This window comes from Solimonas aquatica, from assembly GCF_900111015.1.
GTDB lineage: Bacteria > Pseudomonadota > Gammaproteobacteria > Nevskiales > Nevskiaceae > Solimonas > Solimonas aquatica.
In genome coordinates this window covers 112,579-133,413 of record NZ_FOFS01000007.1, presented here as the reverse complement: position 1 = coordinate 133,413, position 20,835 = coordinate 112,579, and the positions used below count along the sequence as shown (strand labels likewise).

Genomic DNA, 20,835 nt, shown 5'->3' with positions numbered 1-20,835 from the left:
ACTGCGGGCTTTCCCCCAATTTGGCACCGGTTTTGCGGCGGAAGCTGCGTGCCTCAGGCTGGCAACGGCGCGAGCTTGGGCGGTGCCGTTGATCGTCCACAGGTTCATCACAATGAAAACTCGCGTGTTGATTGCTGGCAGCGCTGCCGGCTACAAGGCGCGGCTTTGCGCCGCGCTGGAACAAGCTGGCTTTACGGTGCTCACCGCGCCGGAACCTCTTTTCAATCTCGAAGCCGTGGTGCGGGATCTCGCACCCGACGTGATTCTGATTCACGCCGAATCGCCGGATCGCGACACCCTGGAAAACCTCGCCGTGTTCCACGAGCGGGCACCCAAGCCGGTGGTGACGATCTGCGCCAAGGCGGAATCCTCGCTGCAGCAGCAGCTCAGCCACGCCGGCTTCAGCTTCTACGCCGTCGATGATTTCTCGCCGGTGCTGCTGCAGTCTCTGGTGCAGGTCTCGCTCGCGCAGTTCCAGCGCGAGCAGGTGCTGCGCGAATCGCTGGCCTGCGCGCAGGCCGAGCTGGGCGACCGCCGCGATGTGGATCGCGCCAAGTGCCTGCTCATGGATCGCTATGCGATGAAGGAATCCGAGGCGTATCACCATCTGCGTCGCGCGGCGATGCGCCGCGCGCAGAAGCTGCCGGACTTCGCGCGTCTGGTGCTGCGTGAGGAAAACAATCTGGACGCGATTGCGGCAGAAATGGCACGCAGCTTGCGGTAGAGAATTCCGATTCCAGGCTCGCGCGCAAGCGCACTCAATGTTGGGCACAGCCTCGAATCACGAAGACTGATCACCTCGGGCAAAGGCGTCCAGCCGCACAAGCGGCGGGCGCCTTTCTCATTTCCAGGAATCTCCCACTCATGAAGCACATTCATTGCTGGCCGCTGGCCGGCGCGGCCCTTCTCGTCTCGCAATTCGCCGGCGCTGCCGATTCACTTGAAAACCTGAGCTTCGCCGTGCTCGGCGGCGCACCGAATCTGGACTTGCGCACGCGCTACGAGCACGTCGACAACGAAACCAGCAGCAATCCACGCGATTCATCCGCGCTCACCGCACGCACCCGTTTGGGCTACACCACCGGCAAGTGGAACAATCTGGATGCACAGCTGGAATACGAAGGCACCGCCGCGTATCAGGAGAAGAGCTACAACAGCGGCCTGAACACGGTGAAGAACCGTCCGGCGATTGCCGATCCGGTGGGCAATGAACTCAACCAATACTGGCTGCGCTACACCGGCCTGCCCTGGACCACCTTGAAGCTCGGCCGTCAGCGTTACACGCTCGACAATCAGCGCTTCGTCGGCAATGTCGGCTGGCGCCAGAACGAACAGACCTACGATGGCGGCAGCGTTCTGATCAAGCCGGCGCCGTTGCCGGCGTTGGAAATCAACTACGCGTATTTCCACAACATCAACACACCGGCCTATGCCAATGTGCCGATGAGCGCCACGCATCTGGCCAACATTGCCTACACCTTCGGCGATGCCTTGAAGCTGGTCGGCTACAGCTATTGGCTGGACTTCGAGATGCCGTCCACGGCCGCCAATCGTCAGGATTCGCGCAGCACCGGCCTGCGCGCCACCGGCAGCTACGCCCTGCCCGCGCAGCTCAAGCTCAGCTACGCCGCCGAGTACGCGCAGCAGCGCCGCTATGCGGATGCCACGTCCAAGGTGGATGCCGACTACTGGAACGCCGAAGCAGGCCTCAGCTACGCCTACGCCACGCTCAAGCTGGGCTACGAGCTGCTGGGCAGCCATGACGGCCTCTATGGCTTCCAGACGCCGCTGGCCACGCTGCATGCCTTCGACGGCTGGGCCGATCAGTTCCTCACCACACCCAACAACGGCCTGCAACACAAGTACGCGAGCCTGGCGCTGACGCAGTGGAAAACCACGGCGACGCTGGTCTGGCACGGCTTCAAGGCCGACGAAACCGGCGCGGCCTATGGCGAGGAGTTCGATGCCTCGCTGAGCCGGCCCATCACCAAGCAGCTCAGCGTGCTGGCCAAGTACGCGAGCTATGACGCCCGGGGTTTTTCCAGCGACACCGGGAAATTCTGGCTGCAGGCCGAATTCAAGTTCTGATTCACCGACACGAGGGCATTGCCATGGACGATCTCAATAGTTTTGACCCAATCCGGCGCCGCATGCTGCAAAATGGCGCAAAGCTTGCTGCCGCTGCCGCCATGGGAACCGCACTACCCGCGCATCTGGCCTACGCCGCCGGCGCACCCGAAAAAACCGAAATCAAGATCGGCTTCATTCCGCTCACCGACTGCGCGCCGGTGGTGGTGGCGGCGGTCAAGGGTTTCGACAAGAAGTACGGCATCAAGATCGTGCCGTCCAAGGAAGCCTCCTGGGCGGCAGTGCGCGACAAGCTGATCAATGGCGAGAACGATGCCTCGCATGTGCTCTATGGCCTGATCTACGGCGTGCAGATGGGCATCGGCGGCCCGAAGCGCGAGATGGCCATCACCATGGGCCTGAACCGCAACGGCCAGGCGATCACGCTCAGCAATGCGCTGCAGGCCAAGGGCGTGAAGGACGGCGAGGGTCTGGGCAAGCTGATCGCCAGGGAGAAGGGCGAATACACCTTCGCGCAGACCTTCCCCACCGGCACGCACGCGATGTGGCTGTACTACTGGCTGGCCGCCAACGGCGTGCATCCCTTCAAGGACGTGAAGACCACCACCATTCCGCCGCCGCAGATGGTGGCGAACATGCGCGTGGGCAATATGGACGGCTACTGCGTGGGCGAGCCCTGGAACGCGCGCGCCATCGTCGATCGCATCGGCTTCACCGCCATCACCACGCAGGAGATCTGGACCGATCATCCCGAGAAGGTGCTGGGCATGACCGCGGATTTCATCGCCAAGTATCCCAATACGGCGCGCGCGATGACCGCTGCGGTGCTGGATGCCGCACGCTGGTGCGATGCCGAGGCCAATCGCGCCGAGCTGGCCGAGATCGTCGCCGACAAGTCCTACGTCAACACCGATGTCTCGGTGATCGCCGGCCGCCTCAAGGGCGAGTACGACAACGGCATCGGCAAGAAGTGGAAGGACGCGCATTACATGCGCTTCTTCGACGATGGCGCGGTGAACTATCCCTGGCTGTCGGACGGCATGTGGTTCCTCACCCAGCATCGCCGCTGGGGCCTGCTCAAGGAAGAACCCGACTATCTGGCGGTGGCGCAGAAGATCAATCGCCTGGATGTCTATCGCGATGCCTGCACCATGCTCGGCATCAGCGCCCCCAAGGAGGTCACGCGCAGCTCCAAGCTGCTCGACGGCAAGACCTGGGACGGCAAGGACGCCGCCGCCTACGCGGCTTCGTTCGCACTCAAGGCTTGATCACCGCACCACGGACGGAGGTGAATCATGGATCGTGTACTGCTTGCGCGACGCGCGCTGGCGATGGGCCTGGGCGTGCTGCTGTTCTGCGGCATCTGGGCGGCGCTGGCCGCCGTGCGCGCCGATCTGCCGGGACCGCTGACCACCTGGCATTCGGCGCTGGAGCTGTTTGCGCATCCCTTCTACGACAACGGCCCCAATGACAAGGGCATCGGCTGGAACATCCTGCACTCGCTGCAGCGCGTCGGCCTGGGCTTCGGCCTGGCGGCGCTGATCGGCATCCCGCTGGGTTTCATCCTCGGCCGCTCGCCCTTCATCGCCGATCTGGCGGCGCCGATCATCAGCGTGCTGCGGCCGGTATCGCCGCTGGCCTGGCTGCCGATCGGCCTGCTGGTGTTCCAGAAGGCCAGCCCCGCCTCGATCTGGGTGATCTTCATCTCCAGCCTCTGGCCGATGGTGCTCAACACCGCCGACGGCGTGCGGCAGATGCCGCAGGAGTATCTGAACGTGGCGCGCGTGCTGCAGCTCTCCGAATGGAAGGTATTCACGCGCATCCTGTTCCCGGCGGTGCTGCCCAGCGTGCTCACCGGCGTGCGCCTGTCGATCGGCGTGGCCTGGCTGGTGATCGTGGCCGCCGAGATGCTCACCGGCGGCACCGGCCTGGGCTTCTGGGTCTGGGACGAATGGAACAACCTCAACGTCGCGCACATCCTCATCGCCATCATCATCGTCGGCCTGGTGGGTCTGGCCATCGAGCAGCTGGCGCTGCTGGCGGCGCGCCGCTTCGATTACCGCTGAACGCCGCCGCCATGTTCGACGCAAGCGACTCTCTGCTCATGAATCCTCAAAGCTCCGCCCCCGCCGATGCGCGCTTCGTGCGCATCGAGCAGGTGGGCCTCACCTTCCAGACCCGCAAGGCGCGCTTCGAGGCGCTGCGCGAGGTCAATCTCGATATCGCGCGCGGCGAAGCCGTGGCCGTGATCGGCCATTCCGGCTGCGGCAAGTCCACGCTGCTCAATCTGCTCGCGGGCCTGCTGATGCCCACGACCGGCGGCGTGATCTGCGGCAACAAGGAAGTGGCCGGCCCCGGCCCCGAACGCGCCGTGGTGTTCCAGAGCCATTCCCTGCTGCCCTGGCTGAGCTGCTTCGACAATGTGTACCTGGCGGTGGAGAAAGTGTTCGGCGCGCAGGAGAAGCGCGCGCAGCTGCGCGCGCGCACCGAGCAGGCCCTGAACCGCGTGGGCCTGTCCCACGCCATGCACAAGCGGCCCGGCGAGATCTCCGGCGGCATGAAGCAGCGCGTGGGCATCGCCCGCGCCCTGGCCATGGAACCCAAGGTGCTGCTGATGGACGAGCCCTTCGGCGCCCTCGACGCGCTGACCCGCGCCGCGCTGCAGGACGTGACCATGCAGTTGCACGCGCAGCTGGGCATGACGCTGATGATCATCACCCACGACGTGGACGAGGCGGTGCTGCTGGCCGACCGCGTGGTGATGATGAGCAATGGCCCGGCGGCGACCATCGCGCAGATTCTCGATGTGGACCTGCCGCGTCCGCGCGACCGTCTGGCCCTGGCCGAAGACCCGCGCTACCACCATTGCCGCGCGCAGATCCTGCGTTTCCTGCAGGGCCACGCCCAGCACGACTGAGGCCTACAGCCAGCCGCGTGCGGCGAAGCTGGCCGGCGGGCCTTCGCCGATCACCAGGTGGTCCAGCACGCGCACGTCGATGGTGGCCAGCGCCTGGCGCAGGCGCTCGGTGAGCGCACGGTCGGCGGCGCTGGGTTCGACGCTGCCGCTGGGATGGTTGTGGGCGAAGATCAGCGCTGCCGCGCGGTGACGGATCGCGGCCTTGACCACCTCGCGCGGGTAGACGGCGGCACCGTCCAGGGTGCCGCTGGCCAGCACCTCGAAGGCCAGCACGCGGTGCTGGGCGTCGAGAAACAGCGCCGCGAACACCTCGTGGTCCAGATCGCGCAGGCGCGCACGCAGATAACGCTCGGCGGCCATGGGATCGTTGAGGCCCTCGCCGCGCTGCAGGGTTTCGGCCAGATGCCGGCGCGCCAGCTCCAGCACCGCCTGCAGCTGCGCGTACTTGGCCGCGCCCAGGCCGTGCGCGGCACTGAAGCGCTTGAGATCGGCATCCAGCAGCGGACGCAGGCCGCCGAAGGCGCCGATCAGCTCCCGCGCCAGATCCACCGCGCTTTTGCCGGCCACGCCGGTGCGCAGGAAGATCGCCAGCAGCTCGGCATCGCTGAGCGCGCCAGCCCCCCGGCTCAGCAGTTTTTCGCGCGGCCTTTCGGCCTGCGGCCAGTCGCGGATCGCCATGGCCCTACTCCCCCGTCCGTACCGGCTAAAATGCTGCGATGAATCCCGCCGACGAAACCGTGCTCACGCTCGCATCCCGCCGCATCCTGCTGGGGGTGACGGGCGGCATCGCCGCCTACAAGGCCGCCGATCTGGTCCGCCGCCTGAAGGACGCCGGCGCCGAGGTGCAGGTGGTGATGAGCGCCGGCGCGCAGCAGTTCGTCACGCCGCTGACCTTCCAGGCCCTGTCCGGACGACCGGTGCGCACGGCCCTGTTCGACCCCGCCGCCGAGGCGGCGATGGGGCACATCGAGCTGGCGCGCTGGCCCGATCTGATTCTGATCGCCCCGGCCAGCGCCGACATGCTGGCCAGGCTCGCGCACGGCGCGGCCGACGATCTGCTCAGCACCCTGTGCCTGGCCAGCGACAAGCCCCTGGCGGTGGCGCCGGCCATGAACCGCCTGATGTGGGCGCATGCCGCCACCCAGGCGAACGTGGCCACGCTGCGCGCGCGCGGCGTGCAGTTCCTGGGGCCGGGCGCCGGCAGCCAGGCCTGCGGCGAAACCGGCGAAGGCCGCATGTGGGAGCCGCTGCAGATCCGCGAGGCGGTGGTGCAGCGCCTGAGTGAAGGCCCGCTGCAGGGCGTGAAGGTGGTGCTCACCGCCGGCCCCACGCGCGAGGCCATCGACCCGGTGCGCTTCATCAGCAACCGCTCCTCGGGAAAGATGGGCTACGCCCTGGCCGGCGCGCTGCGCGCGCTGGGCGCGCAGGTGACCCTGCTCAGCGGCCCGACGAACCTGCCCGCGCCGCCGGGCGTGACCCGCATCGAGATCGAGACCGCCGAGCAGCTGCTGGAACAGTCGCTGGCGGCGGCGCGCATCGCCGATGTCTTCATTGGCGCCGCGGCCGTGGCCGATTACCGTGTGGAAGCGCCGGCCACCGAGAAGATCAAGAAGAACGAGGCGAAGATGGCGATCAGCCTCGCACGCAATCCCGACATCATCGCGCAGGTGCGCGAGGCTTATCCCCAGCTGTTCATCGTCGGCTTCGCCGCCGAGACCGAGAAGCTGGAAGAGCACGCCCTGGGCAAGCTCAAGCGCAAGAAGCTGGACATGATTGCCGCCAACTGGGTGGGCAATGGCCGCGCTTTTGATCGCGACGAAAACGCGCTGAGCGTGTACTGGCACGGCGGCGCGCAGGAACTGGCGCAGGCCGACAAGACCCGGATCGCGCGCGAGCTGGCGGCGCTGATCGCGCAGCGCTATGCGGCGAAAAAATCCTGAAGCAGGCGGACGACGAGGCCCCCCTCAGGCCAGAACCTTTTTTACTTCTGCCATGCCCGCGCCAGCGGGTATCCAGCATTCACCGCCCCCATGCAGGGCCGGAGCTGGATGCCCGCTGGCGCGGGCATGACCCCAACACCCGATTGCGCGGCCCATTTGCATCCGCCACCACCATGAAGAAAAACATCCAACTCAAGATTCTCGATCCGCGCCTGGGCAAGGAACTGCCCCTGCCCGCCTATGCCACCGACGGCGCCGCCGGCCTGGACCTGCGCGCCCTGCTCGATGCGCCGCTGGAACTCGCCCCCGGCGCCAGCACCCTGATCAAGACCGGCCTTTCGATCTACATCGCCGATCCGAATCTGGCGGCGGTGATCCTGCCGCGCTCGGGCCTGGGCCATAAGAACGGCATCGTGCTCGGCAATCTGGTGGGCCTGATCGACTCCGACTACCAGGGCGAATTGATGGTGTCCTGCTGGAATCGTGGCCAGGCCAGCTTCACCATCAATCCCGGCGAGCGCATCGCGCAGCTGGTGTTCGTGCCGGTGGTGCAGGCCGATTTCCAGATCGTCAGCGAGTTCGCCGCCAGTGCGCGCGGCGAAGGCGGCTTCGGCCACACCGGCCGGCATTGATCTTTTCCTGTAGGAGCGGGCCTGCCCGTGACCGAGTGGCTCGTTTGAACGCCCGGTCACGGGCAAGCCCGCTCCTACCAACACAGGACAGCGTATGAGCATCGATCTTTCCAACGCGCAGAACATCGCCCGGGTTCTCACCGAGGCCCTGCCCTACATCCGTCGCTTCGCCGGCAAGACCATCGTCGTCAAGTACGGCGGCAACGCCATGAAGGACGACACCATGATCAACTCGTTTGCACGCGACATCGTGCTGATGAAGCTGGTCGGCATGAATCCGGTGGTGGTGCACGGCGGCGGCCCGCAGATCGGCGCACATCTGGAGAAGCTCGGCAAGAAGAGCGAGTTCATCCAGGGCATGCGCGTCACCGATGAAGAGACCATGGACGTGGTCGAGATGATGCTCGGCGGTCTGGTCAACAAGGCCGTGGTCGCCGCGCTCAATCAGCAGGGCGGCCGCGCCGTGGGCCTCACCGGCAAGGACGGCGGCCTGCTGCGCGCGCGCAAGATGCTGCTCGACGGCCATCAGGACATCGGCCAGGTGGGCGAGATCGACAAGATCGACCCGCGCGTGGTCGCGCATCTGGAGGCCGGCGGCTTCATTCCGGTGATCGCGCCGGTGGGTTACGGCGAGCAGGGCGAGGCCTACAACATCAACGCCGACGTCGCCGCCGGCAAGCTGGCCGCCGTGCTGCAGGCCGAGAAGATCATCTTCCTCACCAATGCGCCCGGCGTGCTGGACAAGCAAAACAACATTCTCACCGGCCTGACCGTGACGCAGGTGGAAGGCCTGATTGCCGACGGCACCATCTATGGCGGCATGGTGCCCAAGGTGCGCTATGCCCTGGATGCGGTGAACAGCGGCGTGAAGTCGGCGCACATCATCGACGGCCGCATCGAGCATTCCGTGCTGCTGGAGCTGTTCACGGATCGCGGCATCGGCACGCTGATTCACGGCTGAGCGCCCCCTCTCCCCAACCCCTCTCCCGCGAGGGGAGAGGGGCTTCAGTTTCGCGGCCGGATTGAAGGCTTCAGATTCAAACGAAACCATTCCCCTCTCCCCTCGCGGGAGAGTGGTCAGGGGAGAGGGGGAACCCTCAAATGCAATACTGCCCCTGATAAGCGCGAATCGCCTCCAGCGTCGCCGCATCGACGCGGCCTTCGGCGAGATAGCTCAGCACCTCGCGCACGCTGACGATGGGAATCACGCGCACGCCCGAGTCGCGCTCCATTTCCTGCACGGCGGACAGACCCGAAGGCCCTTTCTCCTGACGGTCCAGCGCAATCAGCGCCGCCACCGGTTGTGCGCCGGCTTTCTTGAGCATGGCCACGGCCTCGCGCAGCGCGGTGCCGGCGGTGAGCACATCGTCGATGATCACCACGCGACCGCGCGGCGGCGCACCCACCAGGGTGCCGCCTTCGCCGTGATCCTTGGCTTCCTTGCGGTTGTAGGCAAAGGGCAGGTCCGTGCCCCACTCCGCCAGCGCGCAGGCCACGGCGGTGACCAGCGGAATGCCCTTGTAGGCCGGGCCGAACAGCATGTCGCATTCGATGCCCGCGGCCTTGAGCGTGCGCGCATAGGCTTGCGCCAGCCGGCGCATCGCGGCGCCCGAGGCGATTTTTCCCAGGTTGAAGAAGTACGGCGACTGGCGCCCGGACTTGAGCGTGAACTGCCCGAACTTGAGCACCTCGTGCTGCAAGGCCAGCTGCAGAAAATCGGTCTGATGGTCGAGCATGGCGGTCGAAAGGCGAAGGCGGGCCGCTATGATACGGCCTGATCCAGCCCCATCGACAGGACACCCGCGTGAAAGTCATTTCGCTCAATGCCAACGGCATCCGCTCCGCCGCACGCAAGGGCCTGTTCGACTGGCTGCCCGCGCAGAAGGCCGACTTCCTCTGCCTGCAGGAAATCAAGGCGCAGCTCTCCGATCTGGAAGGCGACGAAACCTTCTCGCCCAAGGGCTGGCATGCGCATTTCAATCATGCGCAGAAGAAGGGCTATGCCGGCGTGGGCATCTTCGCGAAGAAAGAGCCTGATCAGGTGCTCGACAAACTCGGCGAGCGCGAGTTCGATGACGAGGGGCGTTATCTGGAGCTGCGCTACGGCAAGCTGTCCGTGGTCTCGCTGTATCTGCCTTCCGGTTCGGCCGGTCCCGAGCGCCAGGCCAGCAAGGATCGCTTCCTGCAGTTCTTCCTGCCGCTGATGCGCGACTGGCTCCAGTCCGGGCGCCAGTACATCGTGGTCGGCGACTGGAACATCGCACATCGCAACATCGATCTGAAAAACTGGCGCGGCAATCAGAAGAACTCCGGCTTTCTGCCGCATGAGCGCGCCTGGCTCGACACCTTGTTCAACGAATTGGGCTGGGTGGACGCCTACCGCGTGCTGCATCCCGAGGCCGAGGGTGAGGCCTACACCTGGTGGAGCAATCGCGGTCAGGCCTGGGCCAAGAACGTGGGCTGGCGCATCGACTACCACATCATCACGCCCAATCTGCGCGAGGCGCTGCGCAGCGCCAGCGTCTACAAGGACCAGCGCTTCTCCGATCACGCACCGCTGATTCTGGATTACGCCCTGTGACGCTGCAGCGCTGGCGCGAGGCGGCGCGCGTCTACGCCGATGCGCGCGTGCGCGGCCTGCTGTTTCTCGGCTTCTCGGCGGGCCTGCCCTTTCTGCTGGTGTTCACCACGCTCTCGGCCTGGCTCGCACAGGCCGGCGTGTCGCGCGCCACCATCGGCTATTTCTCCTGGGTGGGCCTGACCTATTCGCTGAAGCTGTTCTGGTCGCCGGTGGTGGATCGTCTGCCGCTGCCCTTGCTCACGACCTGGCTGGGCCGGCGCCGCAGCTGGATGCTGCTGGCGCAATGCGGCATCGCCACGGGTCTGGCGCTGATGGCCTTCAACGATCCGGCGCAGAACCTGGAACGCACCGCGCTGCTGGCGGTGCTGGTGGCCTTCTCCTCCGCCACGCAGGACATCGCGCTGGATGCGTATCGCATCGAATGCGCGCCGAGCGAGCAGCAGGGCGCGCTGGCGGCGGCGTATCAGCTGGGTTATCGCATCGCGCTGATCGTGGCCGGTGCCGGCGCACTGCTGATTGCCGCCGAACACGGCTGGACCTTGAGCTATCTGTGCATGGCGCTGCTGGCGGGCGTGGGCATCCTCACCGTGCTGCTGATGAACGAGCAGCAGCGCGGCATCGGCGACTTCGCACACGCGCAGGAACAGCGCGTGCTGGATTTCCTGCAGCGCTCGCGACACTGGCCGGCGTCGCTGCGCAAGCTCGCCGCCTGGCTGATCGGCGCGCTGCTCTGTCCGTTCCTGGATTTCTTCTCGCGCAATGGCTGGCGCAAGGCGGCGCTGATCCTGCTGTTCATCGGCGTATACCGCATGCACGAGTACGCGATGGGCGTGATGGCCAATCCCTTCTATCTGGACAAGGGCTACACGCTCACGCAGATCGCGGCGATGTCCAAGGTCTACGGCATCATCATGACCATGCTCGGCGTGCTGATCGCGGGCAGCCTGGTGGCGGCCCTGGGCATCGCCCGCACCTTGTTCGTCGGTGTGGCGGTGATTGCCTGCGGCAATCTGTTCTTCTCCTGGCTGGCGCGCCTGCCAGCACCGGAGCTGCTGCATCTGGGCATTGCCATCAGTGTGGACAACATCGGCATCGGCATCGCCGGCACCGCCTTCGTCGCCTTCTTGTCAGGCCTCACCAACAGCGCTTACACCGCCACGCAGTACGCGCTGTTCGGCTCGCTGTTCCCCTTGCCGGGCAAGCTGCTGGCGGGTTTTTCCGGGCGCATCGTCGACGCCTGGGGCTATGCCGATTTCTTTCTCTACACCGCCGCGCTGACGCTGCCAGCGCTGTTGCTCTCGGCCTATCTGATCCGTCATCCGCTGGGCGCGGCTCAGCGCTCGTAGCTTTCGACCAGATCGGCGGGACTGTCCCAGTGCCCGCGCGCGGGCGGCTCGTCGCGCTCCGCGTAGTCCTCGGGACCGATGTCGAGGGCGCCGGAATAATCCTCGGGCGGCGCGCAGGGACTCGCCGCCAGGGTCATCCAGGTTTCGAAGTCAAAATCTTCCAGCGTGCCGTCGTAGTGCTGCACCAGCACCAGCTCGGCCGGAATATCGATGCCGACGATCTCGAAGGGCTCGCCGCCGGTTTCGAACCACTGCCCGACCGACAGTTCACGCAGCCATTCCGCCATGGCGCACCTCCAGATGAAACACGGATGGGCAGCCAGTTCTACGCCGCCCAGGCGCAGGCTGCAAGCGGGGATTGGCTGTGTGGACAGCGTGAGGCACGAGGCAAAAAAAGAGGCGCCTTTGTCATTGGTGCGTCAGCGGGAATCCAGTGAGCCGGCACGGCACTCGGCCGATGGCGCACACGGGATGCACGCCTTCGCAGGCATGACACCGGGTTTCATCAGCACGGCACCGCGCCGCCTCAGGCCCCAGCTCACGGGCAGGGAATCGTATGGCGCCGGTGAATCGCTTCGATCTCGCGCAAGACCTTGCTGCTCAGACGCAGCTCGGCGCTGTCCAGCGCGATCTTCAGCTGCGCCGGCGTGGTGGCCCCCATCAGCGTGGAGACAACAAACGGCCGCGAGTTCACGAAGGCCAGCGCCATCTGCGCGGGATCGAGCTGCTGCGCGCGCGCCAGTTCCACGTAGGCGCGCGTGGCGGCTTCGGCCTGCTCGCCCTGATAGCGCGTGAAGCGCGTGAACAAGGCCATGCGCGAACCGGCGGGCTTGGCGCCGTCCAGATACTTGCCGGACAGCACGCCCATCGCCAGCGGCGAATAGGCCAGCAGGCCCACGTCCTCGCGTGCGGCGAATTCGGCCAGGCCGATCTCGTAGCTGCGATTGAGCAGGCTGTAGGGGTTCTGCACGCTGGCCACGCGCGGCAGGTTTTTTTCACGATGCAGGCGCAGATACTCCGACAAGCCCCAGGGCGTTTCATTGGAGATGCCGATGTGCCGCACCTTGCCCTGGCGCACCAGCTCGCCGAGCGCATCCAGCGTCTCTTCGATGCTCACGCCGCCGTCGCCGCCTTCTTCATAGCCCAGGCGGCCGAAGTAATTGGCGGGGCGCTGCGGCCAGTGCACCTGATACAGATCGATGTAATCGGTCTGCAGGCGCGCAAGGCTGGTCTCGCAGGCCGCGAGCACCGAGGCGCGATCCAGCTTCGGGCCGCCGCGGATATAGGGAAACATGCCCGGACCGATCACCTTGGTGGCGAGCACGATCTCGCGACGCTTGCCGGTTTTCGCAAACCAGCTGCCGATGTACTGCTCGGTGCGGCCCTGCGTTTCCGCGCGCGGCGCCACCGGATACATCTCGGCGGTGTCGAAGAAGTTCACGCCGGCGGCCACGGCCATGTCCATCTGCGCGTGCGCTTCGGCCTCGCTGTTCTGCTCGCCCCAGGTCATGGTGCCCAGGCCGATCAGACTGATGTTGAGCCCGGTGCGGCCCAGAGGACGGTATTGCATGACAGTCTCGCTGCGAAAGGAAAGCGCGGGCAGCGGCGCCTAGGCGCTGCGCGCCGCATTACGGCGCGCGATCAGGCGCTCGATCACCGGCTTGAAAATCAGCTCCAGCGCGCGTTCCTGCTGCGGTCCCGGCACCACCAGGGTGCGGTGATGCGGGGAGTACGCGCCCGGCACCTCGCGCTGCAGCAGCTCGAAATCCGGCGCCACGCGGCTGTGCTCGTTGAAATGGATCACCACCAGAATCTCCTCGCTGCGCGGAATCTCGCGCAAGGCGAAGGGATTGCTGGTGTCCACCAGCGGCACGCGCTGGAAGTTGATATCGGTGCGCGAAAACTGCGGCACGATGTAGTTCACGTAGTCCGGCATGCGGCGCAGGATGGTGCGCGTGACGTCCTGCGGATCGTAGCCGCGCTCACCGGCATCGCGACGGATTTTCTGGATCCATTCCAGATTGATCACTGGCGTGACGCCGATCAGCAGATCCATGTGCGCGGCGATGTTGACCTCATCGCCCACGTAGCCGCCGTGCAGACCTTCGTAAAGCAGCAGGTCGGTGTCCGGCGGCAGGCGTTCCCAGGCGGTGAAGGTGCCGGCGGACTGCCCGTGGGCCTCGGCCTCGTCCTCGCGATGCAGATAGTGGCGGCTGATGCCATGACCCCTGGCGCCGTAATCGCGCAGCAGGCCTTCCAGGCGCTCCAGCAGGTTCGCCGCCGGCGAGAACAAGGAGAAGTTCTCGCCCCGGATGCGCGCGCGCTCCAGGGTGCGGCGCAGCTGCTCGCGGTCATAGGCGTGAAAGGCATCGCCCTCCACCAGCGCGCCCTTGAGTCCCAGTGCCGCGAACATGCGCATGAAAGCCAGCACCGCCGTGCTGGTGCCGGCGCCGCTGGAACCGGTGATACCGATGATGGGATGGAGGATGGACATAGCTGGGTGCAGATTACCGCAGTTGCGTGGCGAAGCAATGGCGGTGCGCCCTCTCCCGCGAGCGGAGAGGGGAATGGGTCAGCCGGTGACGACGAGCTCGCCATCCCGGGGCCGCTGTCTCCCCGCGCCCCTTGCGGGAGAAGTGCCTGCGAAGAGGGGGACCTCTCAAACCCGCCGATACGCCAGATCAAACACCGCATGCCCCAGCCGCTCGCCGCGCAGCTCGAACTTGGTTTTCAGGCGTGTGGCCGGGCGCGGCACATAGCCGCCATCCACCGCTTCGTTGCGCAGACCCGGCTCGGCATTGAGCACCGCGAGCATGTGCTCGGCATAGTGCTGCCAGTCGGTGGCCAGGGACAGCAGGCCGCCGGGCTTCAGGCGGCTCACCGCCAGACGCGCGAACTCCGGCTGGATCAGACGCCGCTTGTGATGCCGCGCCTTGTGCCAGGGATCGGGAAACTGGATGACGATTTCATCCAGGCAGGCCTCGGGCAGCCAGTCGCGCAGCACTTCCACGGCATCGTGGCTGGCCACGCGCAGATTGCGCGCGCCGGCTTCCGCCACGCGGTTGAGCAGACGGCCGACGCCGGGACGATGCACTTCCACGCCGAAGAAATCATGCTGCGGCTCGGCGAGCACGCGGCTGCAGAGGTAGTCGCCCATGCCGAAGCCGATCTCGAACACGCGCGGCGCCGCGCGGCCGAACAGCGCGTCCAGATCCAGGGCCTGCGCCGGCGTTTCCACGCCATAGCGCGGCCACAGCTCGCTGATGGCGCGCTGCTGGGCCTCGGTCATGCGGCCTTCGCGGCGCACGAAGGAGCGGATCTGGCGCCAGTGCGCCGGCGCCTCATCCATGGTCTTTCATCCACTGCCCGGTGGCGCGCGCCAGCGGCTCGCGACTGGCCAGCAGCTGCGCCTGCAACGCCGCGCGCTCCGGCGGCGTGCGGTTCTGGCTCATCTTGAATTTGATCTCCAGCTGCGTCATCGGCAGGCGGAATGCGACGATGCCCGGCAGCAGCTGCGCGAGCCGTGCGGGTGCCGCCATGAATTGCGGATCGAAGTGCAGGCTCAGCTGCATCACCGCCGCCTCGCTGGCTTCTTCATCCAGCAGCTCGGGCTGGCCGCCGACATGCACGACCGCGTAATTCCAGGTGGGCACATGCTTCTGCGGCACCGGATACCAGCGCGGCGAAACATAGGCATGCGGACCCTGAAACACCGCCAGCGTGCGACCGGCCGCGAACTGCTGCCAGTGCGGGTTCGCCCGCGCCATGTGCCCGTAGAGCAGCTCGCCCTCGCGCAGCAAGGGCAGATGGCTGATGCAAGGCGCCTGATCCGCGACGCTGGTGATCAGCGTGGCGAAGGGATAGTCCGCGATCAGCTGCTCGGCGGCGGCGCGGTCGCGGCTGTGGAAACTCTCCGGGGTGTACAGGCTCATGCGCGCACGGCCGCGTTCAGAACGGCAGGCCCTCGCTGGGCGAGGACGCCGAGGCGAACCGGCGACGCGGCATGCGCCCGGCGCGATACGCCTCACGCCCGGCCTCGATGGCTTTCTTCATGGCGCTGGCCATCAGCACCGGATCGCGCGCTTCGGCGATCGCGGTGTTCATCAGCACGCCGTCACAGCCCAGCTCCATGGCGATGGCGGCATCGCTGGCCGTGCCCACGCCGGCATCGACCAGAATCGGCACCTTGGCGTTCTCGACGATGGTCAGGATGTTGTACTTGTTCTGGATGCCCAGGCCCGAGCCGATGGGCGCGGCCAGCGGCATCACCGCCACGCAGCCGATCTCCTCCAGGCGCTTGCAGATGATGGGATCGTCGCTGGTATAGACCATCACCTGGAAGCCGTCCTTCACCAGCATCTCGGCGGCCTGCAGCGTGGCCGGCACATCCGGGTAGAGGGTCTTGGCATCGCCCAGCACTTCCAGCTTCACCAGGGAATGGCCGTCGAGCAGTTCGCGCGCCAGCTGGCAGGTGTGCACCGCATCCTTGACCGTGTAGCAGCCGGCGGTATTGGGCAGCAGGGTGAACTCCGTGGGCGGAATCACGTCCAGGAGATTCGGCTCGTTCTTGTTCTGGCCGATGTTCGTGCGGCGGATGGCCACCGTGACGATCTGCGCACCGCTGGCGACAATCGCCGCGCGCGTCTGGCTCAAATCCTTGTACTTGCCCGTACCCACCAGCAACCGCGAGGCATACGCCTTGCCGGCAATGACCAGGGAATCGGTGTTCTCACTCATCATGAAGTTCGCTTTGTTTGAATCCCGCGCCATGGATGGCGCGAGCCGTTACATGGATGTAATACCAAGCCGCGAGCTGTTACAAGGATGTAAATCCTGGAGCGGGTGATGGGAATCGAACCCACGTTAGTAGCTTGGGAAGCTACAGTTCTACCATTGAACTACACCCGCCTGGCGAGCGAGCATTGTAGCCGGGCCTTCCGACCAGTCAAAACAAACGGCCATGAATATCCACGTCAACGGCGAGGCGCAGCGCCTCGCCGGCCCCATGAATCTGAGTGAACTGCTGGTGCTGCTGCAGCTGGGCGACAAGCGCGTCGCCGTGGAGCTCAACGGCCGGATCGTGCCGCGCTCACGCCACGCGCAGACCGTGCTCGCCGAGGGCGACGAGCTGCTGATCGTGCAGGCCATCGGTGGCGGCTGAGCGCTGAGCGCCGCCGGTTCATACCCCGGCCAGATTTTTCTGCCTAGACTCGCCCCTCTCACGACACTGCGGACCGCACTCATGGCCAGACCCCTGAAGATTGTCCTGCTGGTATTCGGCGGCCTCCTGGCCCTGATCATCGCCGCGCTGGTGGCGGCGGTGCTGATGTTCAATCCCAACGACTACCGCCAGCAGATCGCGGCGGCGGTGCAGAAGCAAACCGGGCGCAGCCTGCAGCTGGGCGAGATCGGCATGAAGATCTTTCCCTGGCTCAATGTCTCCATCCGCGACGCCAGGCTGGGCAATGCGCCGGGCTTCGGCGAGCAGCCCTTTGCCGAAGTCAAGGAAGTGTCGGTGGGCGTGGAACTGCTGCCGCTGCTGCGCGACCGCAAGGTCAAGGCCAGCACCGTGACCCTGGACGGTCTGCACGTGAACCTGGCCAGGAACGCACAGGGCCTCAGCAACTGGCAGGACCTGCTCGACCGCCAGAAGCAGGAGGCCGAGGCCGAAAAGCCGGAAGAAAATCCCGAGGGCGGCAAGACGCCCACGCAGATCGACATCGCCGGCATCAAGATCCGCGACGCGGCCCTGGTCTATGACGATCAGCAGGCCGGCAAGCACTACGAGGTGCAGAAGCTCAAGCTGGACACCGGCGCACTGGATCTGAAGAAACCCTTCGATCTGGACTTCGCCGCCACCCTGATTTCCCGTGCGCCGGAAGCGCAGGTGGATGTGCGTCTCAGCGGGCGCATGGACGGCGACTTCGCCACGCAGAAGCTGTCCTCGCAGAACTTCAAGCTCACGGTGAAGGGCAAGGCCGCCGGCTACGAGCTGGACACGCAGCTCGGCGCGCAGCTGGCCGCCGATCTCGCCGGCAAGATTTTCAATCTGCAGAACCTCAAGCTCAGCCTCGAGGCTGCGAACCCCAGCCTGCCCGGCGGCAAGCAGACCGTGCAGCTGCGCGGCGACCTGGCCTACAACGTCCCGGCCGGCGCGCTGCGCTTCGCCAAGGCCGAGCTGCAGGCCGGCGGGCTGACGCTGCAGACCGATCTCACCGGCAAGAACCTTTCCGGCGAAGAGCCGATGCTCTACGGCCCGGTGAAAATCGCGCCGTTCTCGCCGCGCCAGCTGCTGGAGAGCTTCGGCATGAAGCTGCAGACCACCGATGAGAAGGCGCTGGGCACGGCCAGCCTGAGCGCCAATTACGTGGGCAGCTTCAAGACCGCAAGCCTGCGCGATCTGAACCTGACGCTGGACCAGAGCAAGGCCAGCGGCCATCTCGACATCACCGACTTCAAGACCCTGGCCCTCGGCTTCGCCCTGAACGTGGACGGCATCGACGCCGACCGCTATCTGCCGCCCAAGGTGGAAAAGCCCGAGGTGAAGAACGCGCCGGTGGACAGCGCCACCGCCAAGGCCGCGCGCGATGCCACGCCCCTGCCCACCGCCCTGCTCGACAAGCTCAACGCCGAGGGCACGGCGCAGCTGGGCAAGCTGACCATCCACAAGCTCAAGCTCAGCAACATCCGCCTGCAGCTCGCCGGACGCGGCGGCAACACCAAGCAGCAGAGCATCAGCGCCAATCTCTACGGCGGCAGCGTGAAGCTCAACCAGCGTTACACGCCGGGTGCCACGCCGGGCTTCGCCTGGAGCGGCAATCTCGATGGCTTCCAGGCCGCGCCCTTCCTGCTCGATCTCACCGGCAAGGATTACGTGAGCGGCACGGCGGCGCTGTCCATGGACCTGAGCGGCCGCGGCAAGACCCTGGGCGCGGTGCGCGCGACTCTCAACGGCAAGCTCGCCGCCGAGGCGCGCAATGGCGCGGTGAAGGGCTTCAACCTGGGCCAGATCCTGCGCAAGGCCGACGCCATGCTCAGCGGCAACATGAACTACCAGGAGCCGGCCACCGCGCCGGAAACCGACTTCAGCACCATCAGCGTCAGCGGCTCCGTCAACAACGGCGTGCTCAGCAGCAATGATCTGAACGCCGCCAGCCCGCTGTTCCGTGTCGGCGGCGAAGGCTCGGTGGATCTGGCGCGCGAGACCATCGACTACACCGTCAAGCCCACGGTGGTGAACACCGCCACCGGCCAGAGCGGCAAGGCGCTGGAAAATCTCAACGGCGTGATGGTGCCAATCCGCCTGACGGGCAATCTGTTCAAGCCCAAGTACAAGATCGACGTGAAGCAGGCGGTGCGCCAGAAGGCCACCGAGAAGGTGCGCGAGCAGATCAAGGAAAAGCGCGAGGAGCTGAAGCAGAAGCTGGGCGATCAGCTCAACAAATTCCTGTTCGGCAAGCCCAAGCCGCAGCCGGGCGCGCCGGCGGAAAGTGCGCCGGCACCCGCCGCACCGGAGAGCGCCCCGTCACAGAGCCCGCCCACGCCGTGAAGCCTCGCCCCTCCCGTCCGGCCGCGGCCGCCGCCGCGCCGGACTTCGCCACGCGCCTGCTGGACTGGTTCGACCAGTACGGCCGCCACGATCTGCCCTGGCAGCATCCGCGCAGCGCCTATCGTGTGTGGCTGTCGGAGATCATGCTGCAGCAGACGCAGGTCAGCACCGTCATCCCCTACTTCCAGCGCTTCCTGCACCGCTTTCCCGATGTGCGCGCGCTGGCCGAGGCCCCGGCCGACGAGGTGCTGGCGCTGTGGGCAGGCCTGGGCTACTACGCCCGCGCGCGCAATCTGCATCGCTGCGCGCAGCAGCTGATGCGCGAACACGGCGGCAAATTTCCGCGCGAGATCGAAGCCATGACCGCCCTGCCCGGCATCGGCCGCTCCACGGCCGGCGCGATCCTGGCGCAGGCCTATGGCGAACGGCACGCGATCCTCGACGGCAATGTGAAGCGCGTGCTGGCGCGGCACGCCGCCATCGCCGGCTATCCCGGCCTGCCCGCCGTGCAGAAAGCGCTGTGGGCGCAGGCCGAAGCCCGCCTGCCGCATACGCGCCTGGCCGACTACACGCAGGCGATCATGGACCTGGGCGCCACGCTATGCAGCGCGCGCGCGCCGCAATGCCTGATCTGCCCGGTGGCGCAGGACTGCCAGGCGCGCATCGCCGGCGAGACCGCGCGCTATCCGGGCGCCAAACCCGCCAAGGCCCGCCCGCAGCGCAGCGCGCAGCTGCTGCTGATCTACGACGCGCAATCCCGCCTGCTGCTGGAACGGCGCGCGCCCCGCGGCCTCTGGGGCGGGCTCTGGTGTCCGCCGCTGCTGAGCGAAGGGGAAGGCAGCGCCGAAGACTGGCTCGCCGCGCAGGACTTGCGCGTCGGCGCGGCGCAAGCGCTGCCGGCGCTGCGCCACGGCTTCACCCATTTCGAGCTGCAGCTGCAGCCGCTGCGCTTCGCGGCGCAGGCGCGCGGCACGCTGCTGCGCGAATCGCGCTGGCAATGGCTGGATGCCGAGCAGCTGCGCAGCTTGGGCCTGCCCGCGCCAATCCGTAAAATGCTCGACTCCCTACCTCAGCAGAGCCTCCCATGAGCCGCACCGTGCATTGCGTGAAACTCGGCATCGACGCGGAAGGTCTGGACCGTCCGCCGCTGCCCGGCGCCATGGGCCAGCGCGTTTTCGAGCAAGTCTCCAAGCAGGCCTGGCAGCAGTGGATCCAGCACCAGACCCGCCTGATCAACGAATACCGCCTGAACCTCGCCGACGCCGCCGCGCGCAAGCAGCTGACGGAGGAAATGGAGAAATTCTTCTTCGGTGGCGGCGAGCTGGCGCAGACCGGTTACGTGCCGCCGAAAGAGCCCGGTTGAGCAAGTTCTGCCCTTTCGCTTGACGCACCCGCGCCTCGCCGCTTTAATACGCGGCCTCGCGCGGCCTTGCAGCGGTTCAACAGGCCCACTTTCCAGCGATGGCCGGGTAGCTCAGTCGGTAGAGCAGGGGATTGAAAATCCCCGTGTCGGCGGTTCGATTCCGTCCCCGGCCACCATCCTCGAAGTCGAGTAAGCAGTTGTCAGACAACGAAGAAAGCCCAACCGAGAGGTTGGGCTTTCTTCGTGCCCGAAGGTTTCTAGTCCCCGCGCCGTAACAATGCCGGGTGCTTTTAGCTGCGGGCGTGCTCGTCCGGCTAAATGAAACCGCCACAGCCACCCCTAAGCCCAATCCCGCGGGTTTGCGGTTGATTGAATGTAGACCCTCGCGATTGGTGTACCTTTGTTGGCAGGGGGAAATG

The 20,835-nt window shown here is 66.3% G+C and carries 22 protein-coding genes and 2 tRNA genes; 15 read left to right on the top strand and 9 right to left on the bottom strand.

What is annotated here, in order from left to right:
* The first annotated feature begins 112 nt into the window (after window positions 1-112).
* The 5 genes from BMY12_RS10135 to BMY12_RS10115 all read left to right on the top strand — a co-directional run bounded on the left by BMY12_RS10135 (window position 113) and on the right by BMY12_RS10115 (window position 5,005).
* A complete protein-coding gene (locus BMY12_RS10135) occupies window positions 113-724 on the top strand; it encodes an ANTAR domain-containing response regulator (RefSeq protein ID WP_093285446.1) in 612 nt (203 codons plus the stop codon).
* A gap of 140 nt (window positions 725-864) precedes the next feature.
* Window positions 865-2,088, top strand: a complete 1,224-nt coding sequence (locus BMY12_RS10130) for an alginate export family protein (protein WP_093285444.1) — start codon at window positions 865-867, stop codon at window positions 2,086-2,088.
* 23 nt (window positions 2,089-2,111) lie between these two features.
* The gene (locus BMY12_RS10125) at window positions 2,112-3,356 is read left to right on the top strand and encodes a CmpA/NrtA family ABC transporter substrate-binding protein (protein ID WP_093285441.1); all 1,245 of its coding nucleotides are present in this window, start codon (window positions 2,112-2,114) and stop codon (window positions 3,354-3,356) included.
* Window positions 3,357-3,383: 27 nt separating this feature from the next.
* The gene (gene ntrB / locus BMY12_RS10120) at window positions 3,384-4,154 is read left to right on the top strand and encodes a nitrate ABC transporter permease (protein WP_093285439.1); all 771 of its coding nucleotides are present in this window, start codon (window positions 3,384-3,386) and stop codon (window positions 4,152-4,154) included.
* Window positions 4,155-4,192: 38 nt separating this feature from the next.
* Window positions 4,193-5,005 carry an ABC transporter ATP-binding protein gene (locus BMY12_RS10115; protein ID WP_093285679.1) on the top strand — a complete coding sequence of 271 codons (813 nt, stop codon included), beginning with the start codon at window positions 4,193-4,195 and terminating at the stop codon, window positions 5,003-5,005.
* A gap of 3 nt (window positions 5,006-5,008) precedes the next feature.
* On the opposite strand, the gene radC is transcribed toward BMY12_RS10115, so the two are convergent.
* Window positions 5,009-5,683 (bottom strand): RadC family protein, encoded by a 675-nt coding sequence (gene radC, locus BMY12_RS10110; RefSeq protein ID WP_093285436.1) that lies wholly within the window; start codon window positions 5,681-5,683, stop codon window positions 5,009-5,011.
* Between the two features lie 38 nt (window positions 5,684-5,721).
* Here radC and coaBC point away from each other — a divergent pair, with 38 nt between their 5' ends.
* The 3 genes from coaBC (at window position 5,722) to argB (ending at window position 8,538) form a co-directional block, all read left to right on the top strand.
* The gene (gene coaBC / locus BMY12_RS10105; RefSeq protein WP_093285434.1) at window positions 5,722-6,945 is read left to right on the top strand and encodes a bifunctional phosphopantothenoylcysteine decarboxylase/phosphopantothenate--cysteine ligase CoaBC; all 1,224 of its coding nucleotides are present in this window, start codon (window positions 5,722-5,724) and stop codon (window positions 6,943-6,945) included.
* Window positions 6,946-7,118: 173 nt separating this feature from the next.
* Window positions 7,119-7,577 (top strand): dUTP diphosphatase, encoded by a 459-nt coding sequence (gene dut / locus BMY12_RS10100; RefSeq protein ID WP_093285431.1) that lies wholly within the window; start codon window positions 7,119-7,121, stop codon window positions 7,575-7,577.
* Window positions 7,578-7,671: 94 nt separating this feature from the next.
* On the top strand, window positions 7,672-8,538 hold the full coding sequence (gene argB, locus BMY12_RS10095; RefSeq protein WP_093285429.1) for an acetylglutamate kinase: 867 nt from the start codon (window positions 7,672-7,674) through the stop codon (window positions 8,536-8,538).
* 136 nt (window positions 8,539-8,674) lie between these two features.
* Here argB and pyrE read toward each other — a convergent pair whose 3' ends face one another.
* Window positions 8,675-9,313 (bottom strand): orotate phosphoribosyltransferase, encoded by a 639-nt coding sequence (gene pyrE / locus BMY12_RS10090; protein ID WP_093285426.1) that lies wholly within the window; start codon window positions 9,311-9,313, stop codon window positions 8,675-8,677.
* 68 nt (window positions 9,314-9,381) lie between these two features.
* On the opposite strand from pyrE, the gene BMY12_RS10085 reads away from it, so the two are divergent.
* Together BMY12_RS10085 and BMY12_RS10080 are read left to right on the top strand one after the other, a co-directional pair.
* Window positions 9,382-10,158, top strand: coding sequence for an exodeoxyribonuclease III (locus BMY12_RS10085; RefSeq protein ID WP_093285423.1), 777 nt, complete (start codon window positions 9,382-9,384; stop codon window positions 10,156-10,158).
* A complete protein-coding gene (locus tag BMY12_RS10080) occupies window positions 10,155-11,504 on the top strand; it encodes an AmpG family muropeptide MFS transporter (protein WP_093285421.1) in 1,350 nt (449 codons plus the stop codon). Before BMY12_RS10085 ends, BMY12_RS10080 begins: the two co-directional genes overlap by 4 nt.
* Here BMY12_RS10080 and BMY12_RS10075 read toward each other — a convergent pair.
* The 7 genes from BMY12_RS10075 to BMY12_RS10045 all read right to left on the bottom strand — a co-directional run bounded on the left by BMY12_RS10075 (window position 11,492) and on the right by BMY12_RS10045 (window position 16,412).
* The gene (locus BMY12_RS10075) at window positions 11,492-11,791 is read right to left on the bottom strand and encodes a DUF6763 family protein (protein WP_093285418.1); all 300 of its coding nucleotides are present in this window, start codon (window positions 11,789-11,791) and stop codon (window positions 11,492-11,494) included. The genes BMY12_RS10080 and BMY12_RS10075 overlap by 13 nt on opposite strands.
* A 251-nt stretch (window positions 11,792-12,042) precedes the next feature.
* Window positions 12,043-13,074 carry an NADP(H)-dependent aldo-keto reductase gene (locus BMY12_RS10070; protein WP_093285416.1) on the bottom strand — a complete coding sequence of 344 codons (1,032 nt, stop codon included), beginning with the start codon at window positions 13,072-13,074 and terminating at the stop codon, window positions 12,043-12,045.
* A gap of 39 nt (window positions 13,075-13,113) precedes the next feature.
* Window positions 13,114-13,998 (bottom strand): phosphoribulokinase, encoded by an 885-nt coding sequence (locus tag BMY12_RS10065; protein ID WP_093285413.1) that lies wholly within the window; start codon window positions 13,996-13,998, stop codon window positions 13,114-13,116.
* Between the two features lie 165 nt (window positions 13,999-14,163).
* On the bottom strand, window positions 14,164-14,853 hold the full coding sequence (gene trmB / locus BMY12_RS10060; protein WP_093285411.1) for a tRNA (guanosine(46)-N7)-methyltransferase TrmB: 690 nt from the start codon (window positions 14,851-14,853) through the stop codon (window positions 14,164-14,166).
* On the bottom strand, window positions 14,846-15,436 hold the full coding sequence (locus BMY12_RS10055; protein ID WP_093285408.1) for an FMN-binding negative transcriptional regulator: 591 nt from the start codon (window positions 15,434-15,436) through the stop codon (window positions 14,846-14,848). Before BMY12_RS10055 ends, trmB begins: the two co-directional genes overlap by 8 nt.
* A gap of 16 nt (window positions 15,437-15,452) precedes the next feature.
* Entirely contained in the window at window positions 15,453-16,244 is a 792-nt protein-coding gene (locus tag BMY12_RS10050; protein WP_093285406.1) for a thiazole synthase, read from the bottom strand.
* 94 nt (window positions 16,245-16,338) lie between these two features.
* Window positions 16,339-16,412 (bottom strand) — tRNA-Gly (locus BMY12_RS10045).
* A 52-nt stretch (window positions 16,413-16,464) separates the two neighbouring features.
* On the opposite strand from BMY12_RS10045, the gene thiS reads away from it, so the two are divergent.
* The 5 genes from thiS (at window position 16,465) to BMY12_RS10020 (ending at window position 20,592) form a co-directional block, all read left to right on the top strand.
* On the top strand, window positions 16,465-16,665 hold the full coding sequence (gene thiS, locus BMY12_RS10040; protein ID WP_093285403.1) for a sulfur carrier protein ThiS: 201 nt from the start codon (window positions 16,465-16,467) through the stop codon (window positions 16,663-16,665).
* A gap of 81 nt (window positions 16,666-16,746) precedes the next feature.
* Window positions 16,747-19,053, top strand: coding sequence for an AsmA family protein (locus BMY12_RS10035; RefSeq protein WP_093285401.1), 2,307 nt, complete (start codon window positions 16,747-16,749; stop codon window positions 19,051-19,053).
* Window positions 19,050-20,141 (top strand): A/G-specific adenine glycosylase, encoded by a 1,092-nt coding sequence (mutY, locus tag BMY12_RS10030; protein ID WP_093285398.1) that lies wholly within the window; start codon window positions 19,050-19,052, stop codon window positions 20,139-20,141. Before BMY12_RS10035 ends, mutY begins: the two co-directional genes overlap by 4 nt.
* On the top strand, window positions 20,138-20,416 hold the full coding sequence (locus tag BMY12_RS10025) for an oxidative damage protection protein (RefSeq protein WP_093285396.1): 279 nt from the start codon (window positions 20,138-20,140) through the stop codon (window positions 20,414-20,416). The genes mutY and BMY12_RS10025 overlap by 4 nt, the downstream gene beginning before the upstream one ends.
* A gap of 100 nt (window positions 20,417-20,516) precedes the next feature.
* Window positions 20,517-20,592: transfer RNA gene (locus BMY12_RS10020), tRNA-Phe, on the top strand.
* Window positions 20,593-20,835: the final 243 nt, after the last annotated feature.

Bases quoted from the DNA above. Each gene is read 5' to 3' on its own strand.
- BMY12_RS10135 (WP_093285446.1), top strand. From the start codon at position 113: ATGAAAACTCGCGTGTTGATTGCTGGCAGCGCTGCCGGCTACAAGGCG.
- BMY12_RS10130 (WP_093285444.1), top strand. From the start codon at position 865: ATGAAGCACATTCATTGCTGGCCGCTGGCCGGCGCGGCCCTTCTCGTC.
- BMY12_RS10125 (WP_093285441.1), top strand. From the start codon at position 2,112: ATGGACGATCTCAATAGTTTTGACCCAATCCGGCGCCGCATGCTGCAA.
- ntrB (WP_093285439.1), top strand. From the start codon at position 3,384: ATGGATCGTGTACTGCTTGCGCGACGCGCGCTGGCGATGGGCCTGGGC.
- BMY12_RS10115 (WP_093285679.1), top strand. From the start codon at position 4,193: ATGAATCCTCAAAGCTCCGCCCCCGCCGATGCGCGCTTCGTGCGCATC.
- radC (WP_093285436.1), bottom strand. From the start codon at position 5,683: ATGGCGATCCGCGACTGGCCGCAGGCCGAAAGGCCGCGCGAAAAACTG.
- coaBC (WP_093285434.1), top strand. From the start codon at position 5,722: ATGAATCCCGCCGACGAAACCGTGCTCACGCTCGCATCCCGCCGCATC.
- dut (WP_093285431.1), top strand. From the start codon at position 7,119: ATGAAGAAAAACATCCAACTCAAGATTCTCGATCCGCGCCTGGGCAAG.
- argB (WP_093285429.1), top strand. From the start codon at position 7,672: ATGAGCATCGATCTTTCCAACGCGCAGAACATCGCCCGGGTTCTCACC.
- pyrE (WP_093285426.1), bottom strand. From the start codon at position 9,313: ATGCTCGACCATCAGACCGATTTTCTGCAGCTGGCCTTGCAGCACGAG.
- BMY12_RS10075 (WP_093285418.1), bottom strand. From the start codon at position 11,791: ATGGCGGAATGGCTGCGTGAACTGTCGGTCGGGCAGTGGTTCGAAACC.
- BMY12_RS10070 (WP_093285416.1), bottom strand. From the start codon at position 13,074: ATGCAATACCGTCCTCTGGGCCGCACCGGGCTCAACATCAGTCTGATC.
- BMY12_RS10065 (WP_093285413.1), bottom strand. From the start codon at position 13,998: ATGTCCATCCTCCATCCCATCATCGGTATCACCGGTTCCAGCGGCGCC.
- trmB (WP_093285411.1), bottom strand. From the start codon at position 14,853: ATGGATGAGGCGCCGGCGCACTGGCGCCAGATCCGCTCCTTCGTGCGC.
- BMY12_RS10055 (WP_093285408.1), bottom strand. From the start codon at position 15,436: ATGAGCCTGTACACCCCGGAGAGTTTCCACAGCCGCGACCGCGCCGCC.
- BMY12_RS10050 (WP_093285406.1), bottom strand. From the start codon at position 16,244: ATGATGAGTGAGAACACCGATTCCCTGGTCATTGCCGGCAAGGCGTAT.
- thiS (WP_093285403.1), top strand. From the start codon at position 16,465: ATGAATATCCACGTCAACGGCGAGGCGCAGCGCCTCGCCGGCCCCATG.
- BMY12_RS10035 (WP_093285401.1), top strand. From the start codon at position 16,747: ATGGCCAGACCCCTGAAGATTGTCCTGCTGGTATTCGGCGGCCTCCTG.
- BMY12_RS10025 (WP_093285396.1), top strand. From the start codon at position 20,138: ATGAGCCGCACCGTGCATTGCGTGAAACTCGGCATCGACGCGGAAGGT.